Annotated in this window: 23 protein-coding genes, 1 tRNA gene and 1 other RNA gene; 16 read left to right on the top strand and 9 right to left on the bottom strand. The window is 73.0% G+C overall.

What is annotated here, in order from left to right; genetic code table 11:
- Positions 1–52: 52 nt before the first annotated feature.
- From ACXJKF_RS01620 to ACXJKF_RS01610, 3 genes are all read right to left on the bottom strand, one after another.
- The gene (locus ACXJKF_RS01620) at positions 53–229 is read right to left on the bottom strand and encodes a hypothetical protein (RefSeq protein WP_456785990.1); all 177 of its coding nucleotides are present in this window, start codon (positions 227–229) and stop codon (positions 53–55) included.
- An 84-nt stretch (positions 230–313) separates the two neighbouring features.
- On the bottom strand, positions 314–946 hold the full coding sequence (locus tag ACXJKF_RS01615) for a LytR C-terminal domain-containing protein (RefSeq protein ID WP_456785989.1): 633 nt from the start codon (positions 944–946) through the stop codon (positions 314–316).
- Positions 943–1,239 (bottom strand): type II toxin-antitoxin system VapB family antitoxin, encoded by a 297-nt coding sequence (locus ACXJKF_RS01610; protein WP_055919049.1) that lies wholly within the window; start codon positions 1,237–1,239, stop codon positions 943–945. The genes ACXJKF_RS01615 and ACXJKF_RS01610 overlap by 4 nt, the downstream gene beginning before the upstream one ends.
- Positions 1,240–1,542: 303 nt before the next feature.
- On the opposite strand from ACXJKF_RS01610, the gene ACXJKF_RS01605 reads away from it, so the two are divergent.
- Entirely contained in the window at positions 1,543–4,134 is a 2,592-nt protein-coding gene (locus tag ACXJKF_RS01605) for a rhamnogalacturonan lyase (RefSeq protein WP_456785988.1), read from the top strand.
- A gap of 182 nt (positions 4,135–4,316) precedes the next feature.
- Here the strand turns inward: ACXJKF_RS01605 and ACXJKF_RS01600 are convergent, their stop codons facing one another.
- On the bottom strand, positions 4,317–5,396 hold the full coding sequence (locus tag ACXJKF_RS01600) for a fatty acid desaturase family protein (protein ID WP_456785987.1): 1,080 nt from the start codon (positions 5,394–5,396) through the stop codon (positions 4,317–4,319).
- Between the two features lie 136 nt (positions 5,397–5,532).
- Positions 5,533–5,736: a cold-shock protein gene (locus ACXJKF_RS01595; protein ID WP_028049733.1), complete on the bottom strand. Its 204-nt coding sequence runs from the start codon at positions 5,734–5,736 to the stop codon at positions 5,533–5,535.
- A gap of 298 nt (positions 5,737–6,034) precedes the next feature.
- On the opposite strand from ACXJKF_RS01595, the gene ACXJKF_RS01590 reads away from it, so the two are divergent.
- The 4 genes from ACXJKF_RS01590 to ACXJKF_RS01575 all read left to right on the top strand — a co-directional run bounded on the left by ACXJKF_RS01590 (position 6,035) and on the right by ACXJKF_RS01575 (position 9,677).
- Positions 6,035–6,442, top strand: coding sequence for a YchJ family protein (locus tag ACXJKF_RS01590; protein ID WP_456785986.1), 408 nt, complete (start codon positions 6,035–6,037; stop codon positions 6,440–6,442).
- A gap of 43 nt (positions 6,443–6,485) precedes the next feature.
- Positions 6,486–8,009 (top strand): ATP-dependent DNA ligase, encoded by a 1,524-nt coding sequence (locus tag ACXJKF_RS01585; protein WP_456785985.1) that lies wholly within the window; start codon positions 6,486–6,488, stop codon positions 8,007–8,009.
- On the top strand, positions 8,006–8,323 hold the full coding sequence (locus tag ACXJKF_RS01580; protein WP_456785984.1) for a DUF2314 domain-containing protein: 318 nt from the start codon (positions 8,006–8,008) through the stop codon (positions 8,321–8,323). The genes ACXJKF_RS01585 and ACXJKF_RS01580 overlap by 4 nt, the downstream gene beginning before the upstream one ends.
- A 139-nt stretch (positions 8,324–8,462) precedes the next feature.
- A complete protein-coding gene (locus tag ACXJKF_RS01575; protein WP_456785983.1) occupies positions 8,463–9,677 on the top strand; it encodes an NAD(P)/FAD-dependent oxidoreductase in 1,215 nt (404 codons plus the stop codon).
- Positions 9,678–9,680: 3 nt separating this feature from the next.
- On the opposite strand, the gene ACXJKF_RS01570 is transcribed toward ACXJKF_RS01575, so the two are convergent.
- Both ACXJKF_RS01570 and ACXJKF_RS01565 read right to left on the bottom strand, forming a co-directional pair.
- A complete protein-coding gene (locus ACXJKF_RS01570) occupies positions 9,681–10,100 on the bottom strand; it encodes a hypothetical protein (protein WP_456785982.1) in 420 nt (139 codons plus the stop codon).
- A 104-nt stretch (positions 10,101–10,204) separates the two neighbouring features.
- Positions 10,205–10,289, bottom strand: a tRNA-Ser gene (locus ACXJKF_RS01565).
- A gap of 134 nt (positions 10,290–10,423) precedes the next feature.
- Here ACXJKF_RS01565 and ACXJKF_RS01560 point away from each other — a divergent pair.
- On the top strand, positions 10,424–10,849 hold the full coding sequence (locus tag ACXJKF_RS01560; RefSeq protein ID WP_456785981.1) for a hypothetical protein: 426 nt from the start codon (positions 10,424–10,426) through the stop codon (positions 10,847–10,849).
- 12 nt (positions 10,850–10,861) lie between these two features.
- Here the strand turns inward: ACXJKF_RS01560 and sthA are convergent, their stop codons facing one another.
- Positions 10,862–12,289 carry a Si-specific NAD(P)(+) transhydrogenase gene (gene sthA, locus ACXJKF_RS01555; RefSeq protein ID WP_456785980.1) on the bottom strand — a complete coding sequence of 476 codons (1,428 nt, stop codon included), beginning with the start codon at positions 12,287–12,289 and terminating at the stop codon, positions 10,862–10,864.
- Positions 12,290–12,377: 88 nt separating this feature from the next.
- Here sthA and ffs point away from each other — a divergent pair.
- Positions 12,378–12,474, top strand: an RNA gene (gene ffs / locus ACXJKF_RS01550) — signal recognition particle sRNA small type.
- Between the two features lie 12 nt (positions 12,475–12,486).
- On the opposite strand, the gene ACXJKF_RS01545 is transcribed toward ffs, so the two are convergent.
- Entirely contained in the window at positions 12,487–12,912 is a 426-nt protein-coding gene (locus ACXJKF_RS01545; protein ID WP_456785979.1) for an Lrp/AsnC family transcriptional regulator, read from the bottom strand.
- Between the two features lie 68 nt (positions 12,913–12,980).
- Here ACXJKF_RS01545 and ACXJKF_RS01540 point away from each other — a divergent pair, with 68 nt between their 5' ends.
- From ACXJKF_RS01540 to ACXJKF_RS01500, 9 genes are all read left to right on the top strand, one after another.
- Positions 12,981–13,586: a LysE family transporter gene (locus ACXJKF_RS01540; RefSeq protein ID WP_456785978.1), complete on the top strand. Its 606-nt coding sequence runs from the start codon at positions 12,981–12,983 to the stop codon at positions 13,584–13,586.
- 110 nt (positions 13,587–13,696) lie between these two features.
- On the top strand, positions 13,697–14,383 hold the full coding sequence (locus ACXJKF_RS01535) for an ABC transporter ATP-binding protein (protein ID WP_456785977.1): 687 nt from the start codon (positions 13,697–13,699) through the stop codon (positions 14,381–14,383).
- The gene (locus tag ACXJKF_RS01530) at positions 14,380–15,738 is read left to right on the top strand and encodes an FtsX-like permease family protein (RefSeq protein WP_456785976.1); all 1,359 of its coding nucleotides are present in this window, start codon (positions 14,380–14,382) and stop codon (positions 15,736–15,738) included. The genes ACXJKF_RS01535 and ACXJKF_RS01530 overlap by 4 nt, the downstream gene beginning before the upstream one ends.
- Before the next feature lie 109 nt (positions 15,739–15,847).
- A complete protein-coding gene (locus ACXJKF_RS01525) occupies positions 15,848–17,197 on the top strand; it encodes an FAD-binding oxidoreductase (protein WP_456785975.1) in 1,350 nt (449 codons plus the stop codon).
- 22 nt (positions 17,198–17,219) lie between these two features.
- Entirely contained in the window at positions 17,220–17,855 is a 636-nt protein-coding gene (locus ACXJKF_RS01520) for a DUF4126 domain-containing protein (RefSeq protein ID WP_456785974.1), read from the top strand.
- Between the two features lie 67 nt (positions 17,856–17,922).
- Positions 17,923–20,289 (top strand): DNA polymerase III subunit gamma and tau, encoded by a 2,367-nt coding sequence (locus ACXJKF_RS01515; protein ID WP_456785973.1) that lies wholly within the window; start codon positions 17,923–17,925, stop codon positions 20,287–20,289.
- Positions 20,286–20,711, top strand: coding sequence for a VOC family protein (locus ACXJKF_RS01510; protein ID WP_456785972.1), 426 nt, complete (start codon positions 20,286–20,288; stop codon positions 20,709–20,711). The genes ACXJKF_RS01515 and ACXJKF_RS01510 overlap by 4 nt, the downstream gene beginning before the upstream one ends.
- Before the next feature lie 9 nt (positions 20,712–20,720).
- A complete protein-coding gene (gene recR / locus ACXJKF_RS01505) occupies positions 20,721–21,320 on the top strand; it encodes a recombination mediator RecR (protein WP_146846750.1) in 600 nt (199 codons plus the stop codon).
- 10 nt (positions 21,321–21,330) lie between these two features.
- Positions 21,331–21,897 carry a DUF5063 domain-containing protein gene (locus ACXJKF_RS01500; RefSeq protein ID WP_456785971.1) on the top strand — a complete coding sequence of 189 codons (567 nt, stop codon included), beginning with the start codon at positions 21,331–21,333 and terminating at the stop codon, positions 21,895–21,897.
- Positions 21,898–21,904: the final 7 nt, after the last annotated feature.

Raw genomic sequence — 21,904 nt, 5'->3', positions numbered from 1 at the left:
GATCAGGCTAGCCCGCCCGTCGGCCTCGTCGCGGCCCCGCTCGCTGTGAGTATCAGTCGCCGCGGCCGGGCGCTGCCGGCGGGGGGACGGTGCCCGTCCCTGCGCCCGCGACCGGGAACACTCCGGTCCCGAGGGCGACGTCGTCATCCTGCGTCTGGTCCTCGGGTGCCGGCGGCGCGGTCGGGGCTGTCTCGCGTACGGGGTCGGGCGTGGTGTCTGACTCGGTCATCGTCGACCTCCCTCGTCGTCCGCGATCGGCGACCACGGCAGGGACCCACGGTCGCACGGCCGTGATCGCCGTGCACGGCGGGCGTCAGCCGGCGGCGGGGGTCTCCGTCGCGGCGGGGGCAGCGGGGGCGACCACCTCGTCGAACGGGGTGCAGCCCGGCGGCGCCACGAGGGGGACTGCCGGGTCGAGCGCGACCGTGTCGAGAGGCTTGAGCTCGGCGAACTCGGCACCCAGCGCGAGGTCCAGGCTGGCGTCCGCCCGGGGGTCCAGCACGAAGACCGCCCCGTCGATGTGCGCCGCGAGGGTGTACGCCTGCGCGGCGCCGGCGACGCCGAAGATGATGCGGGCGGTGCCGTCGTAGGTGGCCGACGCGTTCTCCGCGGACGGGACCGCGAAGCCGCGCTCGACCAGGGACGCGGCCGTGGCACCGGCCAGGCCCACGCGGGTGGTCGCGTTGAAGACCTTCACGCTGATCATGTTGGCGGGGATCGGCACCGCGCCCGCCGGCGGGCACGGGTACGGGTCCTGCGACGCCGTGGGCGAGGGCACGTCCTTGAAGTCGCGGGCGAACACGGGCAGGTTCAGGCTGCCGGTGAAGATCGCCGCGGCACCGAGACCCGCGAGCGCGAGGGCCGCCAGGAGCACGCCGAAGATGACGGCCTGCCGCTCGTGCATGTGCCGTCGCCGCAGCTGCCGTGCCCGGTCCTGCTCGGTCACTTGATCACCAGCACCCGCGCGTGCAGGAGCGCGCGCTGGTGCAGCGCCGCCCGGACGGCCCGGTGCAGACCGTCCTCCAGGTACATCACGCCGCGGTACTGCACCACGTGGGCGAACAGGTCGCCGTAGAACGTCGAGTCCTCCGCGAGCAGCGCGTCGAGGTCGAGGGTGCGCTTCGTGGTCACCAGCTCGTCGAGCCGGACCTGGCGCGGCGGGACCTCGGCCCACTGCTTCGCCGTCTCGAGCCCGTGCTCAGGGTAGGGCCTGCCCTCGCCTACCGCCTTGAAGATCACGGAGGGAGTCTAGGTGACGCCCCGCCCGCCCCGTGCCGCCAACGCGGGTGAGGTCATCTGACCGGAGCCCGTGCGCGCCGACCCGCTGGGTCAGGGGTCGGCGACGACCCGTACGGATAGCGGTTTCCGTCGGCGGGAGCGCTCCCGACGACGGTTTCCGGCGAATGTCGCAGGAGGGGTTGACTCGGGTGAACCAGGCGATACGGTCGTGGGCGGTCGGGGTCAAAGGCGCCCCCGACTTTCCTCATCGGGAGCTACCCCTTCACCCGTGGGGGACGCCTAGCCGATTGAAAGGATTCAAGGATGAGTCTGACGCAACGACGAGGACGGACGCTCACCGCGATCGCCGGGTCCGTGCTGCTCGTCGGCACCCTGGCCGCAACCCCCGCCACGGCCGCACCGCTCGCCGGGACCGGCATCGGGCACGGCCCCGGCAAGGGCCCCGACGGCCTGACCCTCGAGCGCCTCGACCGCGGACTCGTCGCCGCCGCCAGCCCGGAGGGCGTGTTCCTGTCGTGGCGGCTGCTCGCCACCGAGGTCACCGGCGCCACCGCGACGGGCCTGACCGGCCCCGACTTCGCCGTCTACCGCGACGGCACCCTGCTCGGCACCGTCACCGACTCGACCAACTTCGTCGACCCCGCCGGCACCACCACCTCCCGCTACCGGGTGGCCGCCGTGGTCAACGGTGCCGAGGTGGACGGCGCGGAGACGACACCGTGGACGCAGGCGTCGCTCGACATCCCGCTGCACAAGCCCGCCGACGGCGTCACCCCCGTCGGCGAGGCCTACACGTACTCCGCGAACGACATGTCCGTGGCCGACGTCGACGGTGACGGCCAGTACGAGTACATCGTCAAGTGGGACCCGTCGAACTCGAAGGACGTCAGCCAGCTCGGGTACACCGGCAACGTGTTCGTCGACGCCTACGAGCAGGACGGCACGCAGCTGTGGCGGATCGACCTGGGCGTGAACATCCGCGCCGGCGCGCACTACACGCAGTTCCCCGTCTACGACTACGACGGCGACGGCAAGGCCGAGCTGATGATGAAGACGGCCCCCGGCAGCAAGATCACGACGTACCGGGCCGACGGGACCGTCGCCTCCGAGAAGTTCGTCTCCCTGCCCAAGCGCGACCGGGACGCCGGCGTCACCGACACGGTCGACTACCGCCTCAGCAAGCAGGGGTACTTCGACCACCTGGTCACCCTGCTCCAGGGCTGGAGCAGCCACCCCGAGGTCGTCGCCGGCCACTGGCCGTCGACCGTCGAGGCGGCGCTCGGCATCGCGCCGCAGTACACCTACCCGCTCTCGGTGGAAGACGCGACGGCGCTCGCCAACTACTTCATCGACGTCTACGCGCCGAGCCGCAGCGCCCGCAACCTGCTGCGCAACTTCGAGGGCTTCATCGTCGACGGTCCCGAGTACCTCACGGTGTTCGCTGGGGCGACCGGCAAGGAGCTCCAGACCATCGACTACAAGCCGGGTCGCGGCGACGACGGCCTGCTCTGGGGCGACTACGCCATGGCCCGCATCGAGCCCGGCAACCGCGTCGACCGCTTCCTCGCCGGTGTCGCGTACCTCGACGGGCAGACCCCGTCGGCGGTGTTCGCCCGCGGCTACTACACGCGCACGACGCTCGTCGCGTACGACTGGGACGGCAAGAAGCTCAAGGAGCGCTGGTACGTCGACTCGGGTCACGTCCCGATGACCAACCCGTTCAACGACGGCCCGCACGGGCGCGACGGCACCGACCCGGTCTACGGGAAGATCACCACGCAGGGCTTCCACTCGCTGTCCGCGTCCGACGTCGACGGCGACGGCAAGCAGGAGATCGTCTACGGCGCCGCGACGATCGACGACGACGGCTCCGTCCTGTACTCGTCGTTCGACACGCTGCCGGCCGCGAGCCCGGGGGCCGGCCAGGTCGTCCGGCTCGGACACGGTGACGCCATGCACGTGACCGACGTCGACCCCGACCGTCCCGGCCTGGAGATCTACACCAGCCACGAGGGCGCTACCTTCGCCCCCTACGGCATGGCCCTGCGCGACGCCGCCACCGGGGAGGTCATCTTCGGCAAGTACTCCGGTGCCGACACCGGCCGCTCGATGGTCGGCGACGTGCTCCCCGACGTGCGCGGCCTCGAGGTCTGGGCGAGCCTGCCCGGCGGCGGCGGCTCGCTGGGGCTCTACTCCGCGACGGGGGCGTTCACGCCCGGCGCCATCCCCGGCACGAACATGAGCATCAAGTGGCTGCCGGACGGCACGACGCAGATCGTCAACGGGTCCGCGGCGCAGGACGTCACGATCGACGACTGGACCCGCGGCCGCCAGCTGACCGCCACGGGCACGCGCTCCAACAACGGCACCAAGGGCAACCCGTCGCTGGTGGCGGACGTCCTGGGCGACTCGCGCGAGGAGCTGCTGGTCCGCACCGAGGACTCGTCGGCGATCCGGCTCTTCATCAACACGGGTCTGAGCCACACGAAGATGTACACGCTCATGCACGACCCGCAGTACCGCGTCGAGGTCGCCCGTCAGCAGACGACCTACAACCAGCCGTCGGACGTGGGCTTCTACCTGGCCTCGGACACGGACTACACACAGGTGCCGGTGCCGTCCTTCTACGCGCCGGGCAGCATCGACGCGCTGCGTGACGCGACCAAGGCGCAGATCGCCGCCGGTGCCGTGAAGGGCGTCGCGGCCGCTGCGCTGCTCGCCGCGGTCGAGGTGGCCGACAAGACCGCCGACGCCGGCAACGAGAAGGCTGCCGTGAAGTCGCTGAAGGCGTACGTCGAGCTCCTCACGCCGAGGACTCGGTTGTCCACCGTCACCCCGGCCGCCCGGGCGATCCTCGGGTACCAGGCCCAGCAGGTGATCTCGATGCTCGACTGACCTCGAGGATCGAAGGGGGCGCGCGAGGGCAAGCGCGCCCCCAGGGCGCCGGTCGGGGTCACTACCGACCGGCGCCCTTCTGCGCGCCCCAGCGCGACAGGCCCCGGCCCGGCCTCGGCGCCCTCCGCTCACGACGAAGCCCCCGCCACCCAGAGGGTGACGGGGGCTTCGGGAGCCGAGGGTCAGACGCGGTAGAGCGCCGTCATCGGGCAGTTGAACGGGTCGCGGTCGGGCTTCCCGACGGTGTTCAGGTACTTCACGATGATCGCGTACGACCGCGGGAGCGACACCTGGACGTAGGGGATGTTGTGCTCCCGGCAGTACGCCTCGACGATCGGCTTCGCGCGGCGCAGCGACGGGCGGGGCATCGACGGGAACAGGTGGTGCTCGACCTGGTGGTTGAGACCGCCCATGAGCACGTCGACCCACTTGCCGCCGCCGATGTTCCGGCTGGTCAGCACCTGGCGGCGCAGGAAGTCGAGGCGCGAGTCCTTGGGGATCAGGGGCATGCCCTTGTGGTTCGGGGCGAACGAGGCGCCCATGTAGAACCCGAAGACACCCATCTGCACGGCCAGGAAGACCAGCGCGATCGGCCAGGACATGCACAGGAAGACGAGCGCGGTGCCACCGACGAGCCGGATGGTCATCATCACGATCTCGGCGGCGCGGTGCTCGAGCTTCTCCCGCGACGACAGCCGCTTGATGGCGGCGATGTGCAGCGCGAGGCCTTCGAGCAGCAGGAGCGGGAAGAAGAACCAGCCCTGGTGGTTGATGAACCAGACCGACAGGGGCTTCGTGCGCTTCGCGGCCTGCTCGGGCGTGAAGGCGAGGACCTCGAGGTCGATGTCCGGGTCGGTGTCGATCTTGTTCGGGTTGGCGTGGTGGCGCGTGTGCTTGCGCTGCCACCAGCCGTGGCTCAGGCCGACGAACAGGTCGGCCAGCACGAGGGACGTCCAGTTGTTGGCGCGTCCGTCGGCGAAGATCTGGCGGTGGGCGGCGTCGTGGCCCAGGAACGCGACCTGCGTGAGGATCACGGCGGCGGCGAAGGCGACGGCGATCTGCCACCAGGAGTCGCCGACGAGGATGATCGTGGCGATCAGGCCGAAGACGGCGACGACGGCGGCGGAGAGCCGCACGGCGTAGTGCGCGGGGCGACGCTTCATCAGGCCGGCGGCCTGGATGGTGCGGGTCAGCTCGGTGAAGTCGCTGACGGCGCGGTCGCGAGGTCGTGTGGATGTGGCGGTAAGCGTCGGGGAGCTCATGGCGTCCGTCCTGTCGGTCGTGCGAGGTGCGGCGCGAGTGCAGTCGGGATCAGCGGGAGCGGAGGCGCCTGGTCGAGGATGCGACGAGACCCCGGCCGGTAGTCGGCCGGGGTCTCGTGCTCTGGAGCTATGAGGCTCAGAGAGGCGTGATGTTCGACGCCTGCGGGCCCTTGGGGCCCTGCGTGACCTCGAACTGGACCTTCTGGTTCTCCTCGAGCGTGCGGTAGCCGCTCGTCGTGATGGCGCTGTAGTGCGCGAAGACGTCGGGTCCGCCGTCCTCGGGGGCGATGAAGCCGAAGCCCTTCTCAGCGTTGAACCACTTCACGGTGCCAACAGGCATGATGTTCTCTTCTCTCACGTGCGGTATGGACAACTCCCGGATGACCGGGACCGGTATTCACGGTGTTCGTCGTCCGTCTCCGAGGTGGTCCTCGAGAACGTCCTGCCAAGTTTCCTCGGCCGTCATGACAAGCGATTCACTGCGACTACAGGGACAACCGTACGGCACTATGGCTCTGACTGGAACGTGCGACGTGAACTGGTCTGCTCACACTCCCCGGCGCGGAGGAGTGGGGTCGCCTCTGCGAGCCCCACGGAACGTTGCTAGGTTTCGCCGGGACGACGGGCCGGGAGGATCGATGGGCGAGCACGACGGTCGCTGTCCGTGCGGCTCCGGAGAGACGTACGGCGAGTGCTGCGGGCGCTACCTCGCCGACGGCCGACGCGCACCCACCGCAGAGGCGCTGATGCGCTCGCGGTACACCGCCTTCGCGACGCGGGCGACCCACTACCTGCTCGTCACCTGGCACCCGAGCACGCGACCGGAGGTCCTGGACCTCGACGACGCCATGGTCTGGCACCGGCTCGACGTGGTCCGCACGGACGCGGGCGGCCCGTGGGACGACGCCGGCACGGTCGAGTTCATCGCCCACTACCGGCTCGACGACGGGACGGCGATCGGGCAGCGCGGCCGGCTGCACGAGACCAGCCACTTCGTGCGCGAGGACGGGCGCTGGCTGTACGTGGACGGCGGGATCGGCTCCTAGCTCCGGCGAGCGCGATGTCGGTGGCGGACGGCAGGATGCAGGGATGCTGCTGGTCGACCTGGCGACGACGTCGTCCGCCCTCGCGACGACCCGGTCGCGACTGGCCAAGCGCGCGCTCCTGGTCGACCTGCTGCGCCGGACGCCGCCCGAGGACGTCGGGATCGTGTCGCGGTACCTGGGCGGTCAGCTCCGCCAACGACGGACCGGGCTGGGCTGGCGCTCGCTGACGTCCCTGCCGTCCCCGGCGTCCGAACCCTCGCTGACCGTGGCGCGGGTCGACGCCGTCTTCGAGCAGATGTCGCAGCTGGCGGGGCCCGGTTCTGTGATCAGCCGGAATGCGCTCGCGGCGGAGCTGTTCGGGGCCGCCACCGACGACGAGCAGCGGCTCCTGGGCGGTCTGGTCACCGGCGAGCTCCGGCAGGGATCGCTCGACGCGCTCCTCCTGGACGCCGTCGCGGAGGCTGCCGGCGTCGCTCCGGAGGTCGTCCGTCGTGCTGCGATGCTCGCGGGCGACACCGAGCCGGTCGCGGTCGCCGCGCTGACCTCGGCGGACCCGGTGGACGCGCTCGCGGCCTTCACGCTCGTCGTCGGCAGGCCGGTGCGCCCGATGCTGGCGCAGTCGGCGCCGGACGTCGACGCCGCGTGGGCGAGCCTCGGACCGGGTCCGGTGGTCGTCGACTCGAAGCTCGACGGCATCCGGATCCAGGTCCACCGGCGGGGCGACGACGTGCGGGTGTACACCCGGAGCCTCGACGACATCACCGCGCGGGTGCCCGAGATCGTCGCGGTGGTGCGGGCGATGCCGGCGTCGGACCTGGTGCTCGACGGTGAGGCGCTCGCCGTCGGCCCGGACGGGCGCCCTCGACCGTTCCAGGAGACGGCCGCACGCTCGGCCACCAAGGACGCCGAGGTCGCCGCCGTGACCACCCTGACCCCGTTCTTCTTCGACGCGCTCCACGTCGACGGCGTCGACCTGCTCGACGCCCCGCTGCTGCGACGGCTCGACGCGCTGGACGCCGTCGCCGGGTCGTCGGTGGTGCACCGGCTGGTCACGTCCGACGTCACCGAGGCACGCGGTTACTTCGCCGACGTGGTCGGCGCCGGTCAGGAGGGTGTGGTCATCAAGGCGGCCGAGGCACCCTACGAGGCCGGGCGTCGCGGTGCCGCGTGGATCAAGGTCAAGCCGCGGAACACCCTCGACCTGGTGGTGCTGGCCGTCGAGCGGGGCTCCGGGCGGCGGCAGGGGACGCTGTCGAACATCCACCTCGGGGCGCGTGACGGCGACGGGTTCGTGATGCTGGGCAAGACGTTCAAGGGGATGACCGACGCGATGCTGGCCTGGCAGACGGAGCGGTTCACCGAGCTGTCGACGGGCGACGACGGCTGGGTGGTGACCGTGCGGCCCGAGCAGGTGGTCGAGATCGCGTTCGACGGCCTGCAGCGCTCGACGCGGTACCCCGGTGGGCTCGCGCTCCGCTTCGCGCGCGTCGTCCGTTACCGCGACGACAAGACGTCGGCTGAGGCGGACACGATCGACACGGTCCGCGCGCTGGCGGGCCGGCCGTGAGCCTGTTCCGGAAGCGGGTCGGGTGGACGCTCGCCGACGCCGTCGAGCGGCACGCGGCGGCGCCGGACACGTTCCGGATCCCGAGCGACGAGGCGACCGCGGCGGTGCAGGTGGGCGACCGGGTCAAGCTGGTCGTCGAGCCTCAGACAGGGCTCGCCGAACGCCTGTGGGTCAGGGTGACGAGCGTCGGCGAGGAGTCGCTGGAGGGGGCGCTGGCCTCCGACCCGGCCGAGCTGCGCGGCCTGCACGCGGGCGATCCCGTGCAGTTCGAGCGCAGGAACATCGTCGCGATCAGCCGGCCGCCCGGACCGTGAGGCACGCGGAGCACCGGGCTTCCCCAGGCTCGGCCCGTCGGCGCTGCGGTTCGTCCCCTCGTGCTTGACTGCCCGCCATGCGCTGCAACCGGTCGACCCGTCGGTGCGGCCACCCGTCGACCGTCGTGCGGTTCCGCCAATGACCGCCGCGACCGTGATCGGGGGCGGACCGGCCGGGTTGATGGCGGCCGAGGTGCTGGCGCGGGCGGGCGTCGCGGTCACCGTGTACGACCGGATGCCGTCGCCGGCCCGCAAGTTCCTCCTGGCCGGGCACGGCGGGCTGAACCTCACGCACAGCGAGGGTCGCGAGGCGTTCCTGGCCCGGTACGGCGGCTCGGCGCAGCGGCTGGCGCCGATGCTCGAGGTGTTCGGTCCGCAGGACCTGCGTGACTGGTGCGCGGGCCTGGGGGAGACGACGTTCGTCGGGTCGAGCGGGCGGGTGTTCCCGCGGTCGTTCCGCGCGACGCCGCTGGTCCGCGCGTGGTTGTCGCGCCTGGCGGACCTCGGGGTGCGGATCGAGCGACGGACCCGCTGGACGGGGTGGACCGACGACAGCCTGAGCCTGACCGACGTCGACGGGAAGCAGTCCGAGATCTCCGGCGGCGCGACGGTCTTCGCGCTCGGGGGTGCGTCGTGGCCCCGGCTCGGCTCCGACGGCGGGTGGGTCGGTCCGTTCTCCGCGCAGGGCGTGGCGGTGGCACCCCTGCGACCGGCGAACGTCGGGATGCGCGTCGGCTGGTCGGACCGGTTCGCGGACAGGTTCGAGGGGACGCCGCTCAAGCACGTCGCCCTGTCCGTCCGCGGCCGACCGGGTCCCGCGGTGCCGGGCGACGCGATGGTCACGCGGGCGGGGATCGAGGGCGGTCCGGTCTACGCGATCGGGTCCACGATCCGCGCGGCCCTCGATGCGCAGGGGCAGGCCGTGCTCGAGGTCGACCTGCGCCCGGCGCTGGGCGTCGACCAGCTCGCCGACCGGTTGGAGCGCCGCCGACCGAAGGACTCCGCATCGAACTGGCTCCGCCGGACGCTCGGTCTGGACCCGGTCGGGATCGGGCTGCTGCGCGAGTCGGGCGCCGGCGTCCTGCCGACGGACCCGGAGGCGATGGCGGCCCTGGTGAAGGCCGTCCCGGTCGTCGTGACCGCGACGATGGCGATCGAGAAGGCGATCTCCTCGGCCGGCGGCATCGCCTGGTCCGAGGTCGACGAGGCGCTGATGCTCCGTCGGCTGCCCGGCACGTTCGTCGCGGGCGAGATGCTCGACTGGGAGGCGCCGACCGGGGGCTACCTGCTGCAGGCGTCGTTCAGCACCGGGGTCGTCGCGGCGCAGGGTGCGCTGGCGTGGCTCGAGCGGTAGCGGTCAGCCGCACTCGTCGCAGATGCCCGTCGCCGGGAGCGTCATGAAGCACGTGGGGCAGGTCGCCGACGGGGCCTCCCGCACCGCGGTCGCCCGTGCGACGGGTGTCCGTGGGGCCCGGGGTGCTCGCGGCGCACGGACCGGCGCCGGGCGCACCGCGACGGCGGGCTCGGTGACGTCGAAACCCCTCTTGCGCAGGATCGCGACGGCGCCGTCCGTGCTGCTGGCGAACTCCTCCGAGGTCGCCAGCCGGCCGGTGGCGAACCGGTGCGCCACGCCGACGACCGCCCGCAGGTCGTAGCTGTAGCCCTCGTGGACGAGCGCGTAGCCCGGCAGCGGCTCGAAGCCGTAGACGTCGAGGAAGCCCGTGCTCCCGCGGGAGTCGTACTCGGCGATCGCCTGCAGGACGTTCTGTCTCGACACGGAGGAGAAGGTGGCCACGACGACGAGCCTACGTCGGGCGTCTGAGCCGGCTCCCACGGACGAAGGCCCGTGACCTGGCGAGCAGGTCACGGGCCTTCGGTGCGCGGAGGATGGGGGATTCGAACCCCCGAGGGCTTTCACCCAACACGCTTTCCAAGCGTGCGCCATAGGCCACTAGGCGAATCCTCCCGGCCGACAGAGGATACCGGAGGTTGGGGCCAGGCCCGAATCGTCGGTCGCGCGCGGCACGGGCCCGGGTCCGGACGGGTGATCTGAGGGCCGCACACCCCGATCCCGCTCGCCCGGATGACTACCGTCGGCGCATGCGACACCCCGTGCCTGCGCTGCTCGTCGCGATCTGCGCGCTGCTCGGCGGGTGCTCGTACCTGCCGGAGATGACCTTCGAGGAGTACTGCGAGGACTTCGCTCTGGCGCTTGTCGCCGATGTGGCGGCGGAGGAGGTCGACGGGGGTGTCGAGGTCTCGTGGACGGACCCCCTGGACACGGCCGGTCGTCCCGCGGAGGGGTCCAGCTACTCGGTGTACCGGCGGGCGACCGACCGCGACCCCTGGGGCGAGATCGGCCAGGCCGAGTCCTCCGCGAACGGCGTCCGGACGTCGTACCTGGACGCACCGGGCCTGGCGGGCGCCGCGACCGTGGAGTACGCGGTGACGATGGAGGGCTGCGGCGAGGTCGTCATCACCGAGGACACGTCGGCGAGGGTGGCCGTGGCCGGGTCGAGGGACTGAGCCCTGCGGCGGTCACAGGCTGAACCGCGCCACCTGGCGGATCTTGTTCGTCGCGTCCAGGGCCGCGACCTTGTAGGCCTCGGACAGCGTCGGGTAGTTCAGGACGGTGTCGACGAGGTAGTCGACGGTCCCGCCGCACGCCATGATCGCCTGCCCGATGTGCACGAGGTCGGTGGCGGACGTCCCGAAGATGTGGACCCCGAGCAGCTCGCGCGTCTCGGTGTGCACGAGGAGCTTGAGCATCCCGTAGGAGTCGCCGACGATCTGCCCGCGGGCGAGCTCGCGGTACCGCGCGACGCCGACCTCGTAGGGGACCGCCTCGGTGGTGAGCTCCTCCTCGGTGCGGCCGCAGTAGGAGATCTCGGGGATCGTGTAGATGCCGATGGGCTGGACGGACTGGAGCTCGCGGGCCGGCTCGTCGAACGCGTGGTACGCCGCGAGACGACCCTGGTCCATGCTCGTCGCCGCGAGCGCGGGGAACCCGATGACGTCGCCCACCGCGAAGATGTTCGGGACCTCGGTGCGGTACTGGTCGTCGACGGCGATCCGCCCGCGGGAGTCGGCGGACAGCCCCGCCGCGGACAGGTTGAGCGCATCCGTCTGCCCCTGGCGCCCGGCGGAGTACATGACGGCGTCGGCGGCGATCCGCTTGCCCGACGCCAGCCGGGTCACGGTGCCGTGCGTGTTGCTGTCGACGCCGGACACCTCCTCGCCGAACCGGAACGACACCGACAGGTCCCGCAGGTGGAACTTCAGGGACTCCGCGACCTCGGGGTCGCACATCTCGAGCATCGCGGGCCGCTTGTCGATGACGGTGACGCGCGTGCCCAGGGCCGCGAACATCGACGCGTACTCGATGCCGATGATCCCGGCGCCGACGACCACCATCGAGTTCGGCACCCGCTCCAGGGCGAGCACGCCGTCGGAGTCGAGGACCGTGCTCCCGTCGAACTGGACCGTGCTCGGCCGGTGCGGCTTGGAGCCGGTGGCGATGACGACGAACCGGGCGGTGACCTGGGTGCGGCGGATGTCGTCGTCGTCCAGGACGCCGAGCGTGTGCGCATCGAGGAACGAGCCGGTGCCGCTCAGGATGTCGATGTGGTTGCGCAGCAGCTGGGCGCGGATGACCTCGTGCTCGCGGCCGATGACGTGCTGGGTGCGCGCGAAGAGGTCCTCCATCGTGATGTCGGACTTCACGCGGTAGCTCGCGCCGTACACCTCCCGCTGCGCCATGCCCGTCAGGTACATGACCGCCTCGCGCAGCGTCTTGCTCGGGATGGTCCCCGTGTTCGTCGAGACGCCGCCCATCATGTGCCGGCGCTCGATGATGGCGACCCGGTGGCCCAGCTTCGCGGCGGCGATCGCGGCCTTCTGCCCGCCCGGTCCGGTGCCGACCACCACGAGGTCGTAGTCGTACCGCTCAGGCTCGTCGCTGACCATTCCCGCAGTCTGCCCGCGAACATCGCGTCGCGAGAGTCGAGCGGGTGACCGGCGTGTGAACGAGGGCGCGCGCTGGGTTAGGCTTTTCCCCGACCCCTCGTGCGGCGTCATCTCGCTGAACTCCCCCAGGGCCGGAAGGCAGCAAGGGCAGGTGAGCTCTGGCGGGTGTGCGGGGGGTCCTTTCTATGCCCGCAGATCTATGCCCGCAGGGCGAGCCTCGTGAACGTCTGGCCAGCGCCGGCCTCCCGCTTGAGCCGCCGGACGAACAGGTCGAGCGCCGCCGGGTCCGCGACGACGGCGTGCAGCAGGTAGTCGTACGAGCCGGTGACGTGCACGGCGTCGAGCACCTGCGGGAAGCCGACGAGCGCGGCGGTGAACGACTCGTTCGTGGTCCCGTCGGCCAGGCGCACCTCGACGAAGACCTCCAGCCCGGTGCCGGGGCGGGCGGGTGGCGACGACGCGGTCACGACGGTGAACCCACGGATGGTGCCGTCGTCGAGCAGGCGGCGGACGCGGTTGGCGGCGGCGTTGGCGCTCAGGCCGACGCGCTCGCCGAGGTCGCTGTAGGAGATCCGCGCATTCTCGGTCAGCTCGCGCAGGATTGCGTCGTCGATGGCATCCATCCGGCGATCATCTCAGCCGCGCAGTGATTTCCGCAGAGGCTTGGGGTGGGATCGCCCACGCTGGGAGCATGTCTCCTGCGTTCGTCCTCGGGCTGCTCGCCGGGCTGTCCGTGGCGATGCCCCTCGGCCCGGTCGGCGTCCTGCTCCTGCGCAGCGGGCTGGTCGACGGCGTCCGGGTGGCGGTCGCGGCCGCATGCGGGATCGCGACGGTCGACCTCCTGTACGCGGTCGTCGCGGTCGTCGTCGGGACCCCCGTGAGCCGGGTCGTCGGCGACCACGCCGCCCTCGTGCGCGGGGTCAGCGCCGCGGTCCTCGTCGCGATCGGGATCGTCGGGCTCGTCGCCGCGACCCGCAGAGCCGCGCCCGACCCGGGGCAGGACCGGTCGATGTCGGCGCCGCGCACCTACCGTCGGTTCGTCGCGCTGACGGCCGTCAACCCGCTCACCGCCGTCACGTTCACCACGATCGCGGTCGGGCTCGCGGTCAAGGTCGACGGTGCAGGCGCCGTCGTTGCCTTCGTCGTGGGCGTCGGCGTCGCCTCCCTCGCGTGGCAGCTCCTGCTCGCCGTCGGCAGCGCGCTGCTCGGGCTGCGGCTCCCGCCGACCGCCCGCACGGGGGTGTCGGTCGTGGGATCGGTCGTCGTGGTGCTCGCCGGCGTCGCGCTCGTCGTCTGAGAGTCATCCGATCGTCCGACGCCGGTCCCCCTGGGGGTGCACGCCGAGCCGGGACGAAGGATCCCGGGGTCCGACGCGGGCAGCCGTTGCCGCCCGCGAGCCTGGGCACCATGAACTCCGCCACCGCACGCCTGTCCGCCCGCGGCCTGGTCAAGCGCTTCGGCACGACGACCGCGCTCGCCGGGGTCGACGTCGACCTCGCCGACGGGGAGTCGCTCGCCGTCATGGGACCGTCGGGCTCCGGGAAGTCCACGCTGCTGCACTGCCTCGCGGGCATCCTGCTGCCCGACTCCGGCACGGTCGCGCTCGACGGGCGGGAGGTCGGCAGCCTGTCCGACCGCGAGCGCTCGCTCCTGCGCCGCACGCACTACGGCTTCGTGTTCCAGTTCGGCCAGCTGCTCTCGGAGCTCCCCGCGATCGAGAACGTGGCGCTGCCGGCGATGCTCCTGGGCACCCCGCGGAGGGAGGCCACCGATCTGGCGGGACGGTGGCTGGGGTCGCTGGGGCTCGCCGGCATGGAGGGGCGTCGGCCCGGGGAGCTGTCCGGCGGGCAGGCGCAGCGCGTCGCCGTCGCGCGGGCGCTGATCACCCGCCCCGCGGTCGTCTTCGCCGACGAGCCGACGGGCGCCCTCGACCAGAGCACCGGGCACGACGTCATGCGGATCCTCACGGAGACGACGAAGGCCGCCGGGGCATCGCTCGTCGTCGTGACCCACGACGCGCAGGTCGCCGACTGGTGCGACCGCCGCATCGAGGTGCGCGACGGGCTCGTGCGCCACGCCGAGGCCGCCCGGTGAACGCCGTCCTCGCGCTCGCACCGCGGTTCCAGCGGGCGGGGGGTCGCGACGCCCGGGTGACGACGGGTCTCGCGATCACCGCGTTCACCGTCACCACCGGGCTCACGCTCAGCGTCGTCGGCGGCCTGCTGGGGTTCTCGTCCCGCGCGGAGCTGCCGGTCCCGGAGGGGCAGGCCGACGACGCCAGCGTCTACGTGATCCTCGCGTGGATCGCCGTGGTCCTCCTCGTCGTCCCGCTCCTGACCCTGGCCGGCGCCGCCGCTCGGCTCGGTGTCGCGCGCCGGGACGCCCGCCTCGCCACCCTGCGCCTCCTCGGCGCGACCCCGCGCGAGGTGGTCGGGCTGACCGTCGCCGAGACCGCGTGGCAGGGGCTCGTCGGCGCGGTCCTCGGCATCGTGCTCTACCTGGTGCTGCTGCCCCTCTGCGCGCTGCTGCCGTTCCAGGGCACCACGTTCAGCGTCGCGGAGCTGTGGGTCGGGTGGCAGGGGCTCGGGCTCGCGCTGGTGTCGGTCCCGCTCCTGGCGGCCCTGTCGGGCGCGGTGTCGCTGCGGCGCGTGAGCGTGTCGCCGCTCGGGGTGGCCCGACGGGAGACGCCGAAGAAGATGACCTGGCTGCGAGCGGTGGTCGCCGTCCTCGGGATCGGCATCTTCATGGTGATCAGCGCCGTCGCGGGCCAGCTCGGAGCCGCGGCCGGCGCTGCCCTCCTCGGGGCGATGGCCCTCGGCTTCGCGACCCTCAACGCGGTGGGACCGTGGGTGCTCGGGCTCGTCGGCAAGGCGCAGCTGCGCCGTGCGTCGACCCCTGCCCGGCTGCTCGCCGCACGCCGGCTCCTCGACGACCCCAAGGCCGTGTGGCGGGTGGTCGGCGGGCTCGGCCTCGCCGGGTTCGTGGCAGGGGCGCTCTCGATCCTGCCGACGATCACCGCGGTCGACACCTCGCAGGACCCGCAGGGAGCGATCCTCATGGACGACCTGGTGACTGGTGCGATGGTCACGCTCGTGATCGCGTTCCTGCTCGCGGCGGTGTCCGCGGGCATCGCGCAGGCCGCCTCCGTGCTCGACCGGCGCCGCGAGATCGCCCTGCAGAGCCTGGCCGGGACGCCCGCGGAGCTGCACGACTCCGTCCGCCGGCGCGTCGTGCTGGTGCCCCTGCTGTTCGTCGCGGTCGGGTCGGCGGTCACGGCCCTCGTCATGTTCTTCCCGCTGCTCGGTGTGGAGTCCATGCTCTCCCCGCAGGGTCCGCTGATGCTCGTCGCGTTCCTGGCGGGCGGCTGCGCGCTGGTGTTCGCCGCGACGGAGACCTCGCGGCCGCTGCTGCGGTCGGTGCTCGCGGACACGGTGGTCCGCGCGGACTGACCCCGTTGCCCGTCCGGGCGAGGTGCTCGTCGGCTCCTTGACGACGTGGCGGCACGGCGGTGCACTGAACGAGGTCGCGGTCTGGTCGCACGGCAGGGGGCCTCTCGACATGACGCAGATCTCCGAGGCGGGCGCCCGGTTGCGCGCGCACGTGCGTGGGCAGGTGTGGCGGCAGGGCGACGACGGGTACGACGACGCCCGTCGGGTGTGGAACGGCGCGGTCGACCGGCGGCCCGCTGTGGTGGTCCGGTGCGCCGACGCGGACGACGTGCGGACGGCGCTGCTCGTCGCCCGCGAGAGCGGTGCCCCGGTCACGGTGCGCGGCGGCGGGCACGACTGGGCCGGCCGGGCGCTGGGCGACGGCGGGGTCGTGCTCGACCTGTCCGCGCTGCGCGACGTCGAGGTCGACGCGGGTGCGGGCGTCGCCGTGGCGCAGGGCGGCGCGCTCGTCGGGGACGTCGTGGACCCGGCGGCGGCGCACGGCCTGGGTACCGCGACCGCGGTCGTGCGGACGGTCGGGATGGCCGGGATGACGCTCGCCGGTGGGTACGGCGGGCTCGCCGGGCGGTTCGGGCTCGCGCTCGACAACCTGCTCTCGGCCGACGTCCTGCTCCCCGACGGGACTGCGGTCGTCGCGGGACCCGACGGCGACACCGAGCTGCTCTGGGCGCTGCGCGGCGGCGGCGGGAACTTCGGGATCGTGACCGCGGCGCGCTACCGGCTGCACCCGCTGGGCCCGGTGCTCGGCGGCATGGTCCTGTTCCCGCTCGAGCAGGCCGTCCAGGTCCTGCGGGGGTACCGCGACCTGATCGCCACCGCCCCCGACGAGCTCACGGTCATGGCGGGGTTCGTCGGCGGGCCCACGGGCCAGGCCGCCGTGTTCGTCGCGCCGACGTGGAGCGGGGACCTCGACGCCGGTGAGGCCGCGGTGGCGCCGCTGCTGCGGCTCGGCACGCCGGTCGCCGGGGGCGTCGGCCCGATGCCGTACCCCGAGCTCATCCGGATGTTCGAGGCCGGTGCCCAGCCGGGCCAGCACTACGCGCTCGGCACCCGCTGGCTCCCGACGCTGACCGACGACGCGATCGAGGTGCTCGCCGAGGCCGCCTCGACCTGGCCGTCGTCGTCCTCGCTGCTCGCCCTGCACCACTTCCACGGCGCCGCGACCCGGATCGCCCCCGACGCGACCGCGTTCGCGCTGCGCCGGGAGCACGTGCTCGCGGAGGTGATCGCCGCGTGGCGTCCTCCCGCCGAGGCCGAGCCGAACCGTGCCTGGGTCGAACGGGTCGCGACGGCTCTCGCACCCGGGGCGTTGCCCGGTGGCTACCCGAACATCCTCGGGCCTGCCGACGCGGAACGCGCACGGCTCGGGTTCGGTACGAACGCCGACCGTCTGCTCGCCGCCAAGCGCCGGTACGACCCCGAGGGGGTGCTCACCGCGATCGCGGCCCTCGGCGCCTGACCCACGGTGGGATGCTGACCGCATGCTCGAGGCGCTCACCGGCACCGGCCTGGCCACCGCGGCAGGTCTCAACGCGTACATCCCGCTGCTGGTCATCGGCGCGCTCGCGCGGTGGACGGACCTCATCAACCCTCCTGCCGGGTGGGAGTGGCTCGCGAACGGCTGGGTCCTGGCGGTGCTCGCCGTGCTCCTGGCGCTCGAGGTCGTCGCCGACAAGATCCCCGGCGTCGACACCGTCAACGACATCGTGCAGACGGTCGTGCGGCCCGTCGCGGGGGGTATCGCGTTCAGTGCGGGCTCGAGCTCGCAGACCACCGTCGTCACGGATCCCGCAGCGTTCGTCGAGTCCGGCCAGTGGGTCCCGGTCGTCCTCGGGATCGTCCTGGCCCTCGTCGTGCACGGGGCGAAGGCCACCGTGCGACCCGTCGTCAACGTCGCGACGCTCGGCGCCGGGGCACCCGTGGCGAGCACCGTCGAGGACGCGACGAGCGTCGGGCTGTCGTTCGCCGCGATCCTGGCACCGTTGCTGGTCCTGGTGGGGCTGGTCGGTCTGGTCGTCGTGTGGCTCCGGTTCCGCGCCCGACGCAGGCGCGGCGGGTCGCCAGGGGAGGCGGCGCACGAGGTCGCACCTCCGCCACCCCCGGTCGACGTCCCGTAGCCACCGTCCGGGGGAGACCCGGGACGAGGGGCGCCCTGTGTCGGCGCAGGCGTCTAGGGTTCGTGGCGTGACGACAGCCCTGTACCGCCGCTACCGGCCCGAGAACTTCGCCGAGGTGATCGGCCAGGACCACGTCACGGCTCCGCTGCGGCAGGCGCTGCGCAGCGGCCAGGTCAACCACGCGTACCTGTTCTCCGGGCCGCGCGGCTGCGGCAAGACGACCTCCGCGCGGATCCTCGCGCGCATCCTCAACTGCGCGCAGAACACCGAGGAGAACCCGACCGACACCCCGTGCGACGTGTGCGAGTCGTGCGTCGAGCTGGCGCGCGGCGGGCCCGGCAGCCTGGACGTGGTGGAGATCGACGCCGCCAGCCACGGTGGTGTCGACGACGCCCGTGAGCTGCGGGAACGCGCCACGTTCGCGCCCGCGCGGGACCGCTACAAGGTGTTCATCCTCGACGAGGCCCACATGGTCTCCAACCAGGGCTTCAACGCGCTGCTGAAGATCGTCGAGGAGCCGCCGCCGCACATCAAGTTCATCTTCGCGACGACGGAGCCGGACAAGGTCATCGGCACCATCCGCTCGCGCACCCACCACTACCCGTTCCGGCTGGTCCCGCCCGACGTGCTCGTGCCGTACCTGCAGCAGCTGTGCGACAGCGAGCGTGTGCCGGTCGCATCCGGCGTGCTCCCGCTCGTGGTGCGCGCGGGCGGGGGATCCGTGCGGGACACCCTCTCGGTGCTCGACCAGCTCATCGCCGGCTCCGGCGGGGGCGAGCTCGGGTACGAGGGCGCCGCCGCCCTCCTCGGGTACACCCAGGCCTCCCTGCTCGACGACCTGACCGAGGCGATCGCCGCCCGCGACGGAGCCTCCGCCTTCCGGGTGGTCGAGCGCGTGATCTCGACCGGCCACGAGCCGCGCCGCTTCGTCGAGGACCTGCTGGAACGGCTGCGCGACCTCATCGTCATCGCGGCCTCCGGCGACGCCGCCGACGCCGCCCTGCGCGACGTGCCCACCGACCAGCTCGACCGCATGCGCCTGCAGGCCCGCCACCTGGGTGCCTCCGAGCTGTCGCGGTCCGCCGACCTCTGCAACGCCGCGCTCACCGAGATGACGGGTGCGACGTCGCCCCGCCTGCACCTCGAGCTGCTCATGGCGCGGCTCCTGCTGCCCGCGGTCGAGGACTCGCGCTCCGGCTTCGGCGCCCGCCTCGACCGGCTGGAGCGCGGGCTGCCCGCCGACGGGGCGCCCGGGGTCCGGGTGCCGGTCGCCGGCCCGCCTGTCACGCCGCAGGCCGCCGCGCCGCCTGCCGCCGCGCCGCCTGCCGCCGCGCCTGCCGTCGCACCGCAAGGAGGTGCCGCTGCCTCGCCCGCCGCACCGCACGCAGCCGCCCGGCCTGTCGCGGGTGCCTCGCCCGTCACACCGCACGACGCTGCCGAGCCCGCCGCGTCGCCGTCGGCCGGCACCGCTGCGAGCCCGGAGCCGGTGTCCGACCAGCGTCCGGCCGCGCCCGCGCAGCCTCCGACCGACGGTGGTGCGCCGACGAGTGCGCCGCGTGCACAGGACGAGGCCGCCGAGGCCCGTCCTACCGCCGCGTCGGGCGCCACCGACGACAGCCCGCCGTGGGACGTCGTCGAGCCCTCCCCGACGGCCGCCTCCCGCACGACCGAGGCCGCGCCTGCGTCGTCCACGCCCGTGATCCAGCCGCCCGAGGTCGCACCCGACGCCCCGCAGCGGCCCGCGGACCAGCCGTCCGCCGCCCCCGCACCCGCACGCGCGACCGGTGGACCCGACACCGAGGTGCTGCGTCGCCGCTGGCCCGAGGTCCTCGAGACCGTCAAGGGTCTGCGCCGTGTCACGTGGGCGCTCATCGACCCGCGCAACGCGCAGGTGGCGGAGCTCGACGCCACGACGCTGAAGGTCGCGTTCGACAACCCGGCGCTCGCGACCACGTTCCGCAACGGGGCGCACGCGGACGTCGTCGCGCGGGCGGTCCGGGAGACGCTCGGGTTCGACGTGCGGGTCGAGGGCATCCTCGCCGAGCAGGCGACCGTGGCGCCCGCCCCGGCACCGGCTGCGTCGCGACCTGCCGCCGAGGACCGCGGCAACCCGCGGGCCGTGACCCCGGCGGAGGCGGCGGCGTCCTGGGACGACGAGCCCCCGATGCCGGAGCCGCCCGACGACGAGCCCGGCGAGCCGGCGGTCCCGGACGCACCGCCGCAGGACATCGCCCCACCGGCACCGGGGACGGCGCGGGAGCGGGGGATGGCCGCCGCGCGCGAGTCGGCGTCGCGGTCGAACCCGAACGTCCCGGACGACCCGTCGCCCGACGACCCCGACATCACGACGTCGAGCCTGATCGGCGCGCCCCTGGTCGCGCAGATGCTCGGCGGCACGGTCATCGACGAGCAGCTGGACGACGGCACGTCGTGAGCGGGCGGCCGGGCGGCCTGCACCACCTGGAGATCTGGGTGGCGGACCTGCCTGCGGCGGAGCGCAGCTGGGGCTGGCTGCTCGCGCGGCTGGGCTACGAGGTTCGGGACCGGTGGCCGGACGGCGTGAGCTGGTGGCGCGGGACCTGGCCGTACGTGGTGATCGAGTCGGGACCGGACGTGACCGCGGCACCGCACGACCGGCTGCGCCCCGGTCTGAACCACCTCGCGCTGTGGGCGGGGAGCAGGTCGGAGCTCGACGCCCTCGTCGTGGCGGCGCCGGGGCACGGCTGGTCGCTCCTGTTCCCGGACCGGCACCCGTACGCGGGCGGCCCGGAGCACTACGCGGCGTACCTGGAGAACGGCGACGGCTTCGAGGTGGAGCTGGTGGCGTCCGACGATGGGACGACAACCACCCCGTAGGCTGACGGTGTGTACGAGGGCGCGGTCCAGGACCTGATCGACGAGCTCGGGCGACTGCCCGGGGTCGGCCCGAAGAGCGCCCAGCGCATCGCTTTCCACATCCTGTCCGCGGATCCGGCGGATGTCCGCCGGCTGTCCGACGCGCTGACGGAGGTGAAGCTGCGGGTCCGGTTCTGCGAGATCTGCGGCAACGTCGCGCAGGAGCCGCAGTGCCGCATCTGCCGGGACCCGCGCCGCTCGCCGACGTCGATCTGCGTGGTCGAGGAGTCCAAGGACGTCGTCGCCATCGAGCGCACCCGGGAGTTCCGCGGCAAGTACCACGTGCTCGGCGGGGCCATCAACCCGATCGCGGGCGTCGGCCCGGACGACCTCCGGATCGCCGGCCTGATGACGCGCCTCGCCGACGGCACGGTCACCGAGGTCATCCTGGCCACGGACCCGAACGTCGAGGGCGAGGCGACCGCCACGTACCTGGCGCGGCTGCTGGTCCCCATGGGGCTGACGGTCAGCCGGCTGGCGTCGGGCCTGCCGGTGGGTGGGGACCTGGAGTACGCCGACGAGGTCACCCTCGGCCGGGCGTTCGAGGGCCGACGACGGATCAGTGCCTAGGGGGAGTCCGATGAGCACCACGGCAGACGCGGATGTGCGCGACATCGCTCACGCGGTCGCGACCGAGGCACGCAGCTACCTGACGACGATCACGGAGGTCGCGTCGGGAGCCAACCCGGACGCCTCGCTGCCGTTGCTGCTGCTCGCGGTGAGCGACATGCTCGCGGCGGGCGCGCGGCTGGGGGCGACGACCGACGTGGTCCCGTCGGAGCGGTTCGAGCCCGATGTCGGACCGGACCCGGACGTGGAGCCGCTGCGGGCCAACCTCGCGAACGTGTTCGAGGGCATCGACGAGTACGCCGAGGTCGTCGACCCGCTCCTGGGCGTGGACGTGCAGCCGGCGAGCGTGTCCGGGGACCTCGTCGCGATCGCCGGGGCGCTGGCCCAGGGGCTGCGGCACTACGAGTCAGGCGGCGTGCTCGAGGCCCTGTGGTGGTGGCAGTTCTCGTACCTGTCCGACTGGGGCGAGCGCGCCTCGAGCGTCCTGCGAACCTTGCAGACGATGCTGGCGCACCTGCGTCTGGACGTGGAGGACGACGTCGCGGCCGAGGCGGAGTACGACGCGCTCCAGCCCTGAGCTGCCG

The sequence above is a fragment of the Cellulomonas sp. P5_C5 genome, assembly GCF_054049655.1.
This window is presented reverse-complemented; position numbering and strand designations above follow the sequence as displayed.

Excerpts from the sequence above, each read along its gene's own strand:
- ACXJKF_RS01605 (WP_456785988.1), top strand. The coding sequence starts at position 1,543 with ATGAGTCTGACGCAACGACGAGGACGGACGCTCACCGCGATCGCCGGG.
- ACXJKF_RS01595 (WP_028049733.1), bottom strand. The coding sequence starts at position 5,736 with ATGCCTGTTGGCACCGTGAAGTGGTTCAACGCTGAGAAGGGCTTCGGC.
- ACXJKF_RS01600 (WP_456785987.1), bottom strand. The coding sequence starts at position 5,396 with ATGAGCTCCCCGACGCTTACCGCCACATCCACACGACCTCGCGACCGC.
- ACXJKF_RS01525 (WP_456785975.1), top strand. The coding sequence starts at position 15,848 with ATGACGCAGATCTCCGAGGCGGGCGCCCGGTTGCGCGCGCACGTGCGT.
- sthA (WP_456785980.1), bottom strand. The coding sequence starts at position 12,289 with ATGGTCAGCGACGAGCCTGAGCGGTACGACTACGACCTCGTGGTGGTC.
- ACXJKF_RS01500 (WP_456785971.1), top strand. The coding sequence starts at position 21,331 with ATGAGCACCACGGCAGACGCGGATGTGCGCGACATCGCTCACGCGGTC.
- ACXJKF_RS01620 (WP_456785990.1), bottom strand. The coding sequence starts at position 229 with ATGACCGAGTCAGACACCACGCCCGACCCCGTACGCGAGACAGCCCCG.
- ACXJKF_RS01585 (WP_456785985.1), top strand. The coding sequence starts at position 6,486 with ATGCTGCTGGTCGACCTGGCGACGACGTCGTCCGCCCTCGCGACGACC.
- ACXJKF_RS01535 (WP_456785977.1), top strand. The coding sequence starts at position 13,697 with ATGAACTCCGCCACCGCACGCCTGTCCGCCCGCGGCCTGGTCAAGCGC.
- ACXJKF_RS01575 (WP_456785983.1), top strand. The coding sequence starts at position 8,463 with ATGACCGCCGCGACCGTGATCGGGGGCGGACCGGCCGGGTTGATGGCG.
- ACXJKF_RS01590 (WP_456785986.1), top strand. The coding sequence starts at position 6,035 with ATGGGCGAGCACGACGGTCGCTGTCCGTGCGGCTCCGGAGAGACGTAC.
- ACXJKF_RS01545 (WP_456785979.1), bottom strand. The coding sequence starts at position 12,912 with ATGGATGCCATCGACGACGCAATCCTGCGCGAGCTGACCGAGAATGCG.
- ACXJKF_RS01520 (WP_456785974.1), top strand. The coding sequence starts at position 17,220 with ATGCTCGAGGCGCTCACCGGCACCGGCCTGGCCACCGCGGCAGGTCTC.
- ACXJKF_RS01540 (WP_456785978.1), top strand. The coding sequence starts at position 12,981 with ATGTCTCCTGCGTTCGTCCTCGGGCTGCTCGCCGGGCTGTCCGTGGCG.
- ACXJKF_RS01560 (WP_456785981.1), top strand. The coding sequence starts at position 10,424 with ATGCGACACCCCGTGCCTGCGCTGCTCGTCGCGATCTGCGCGCTGCTC.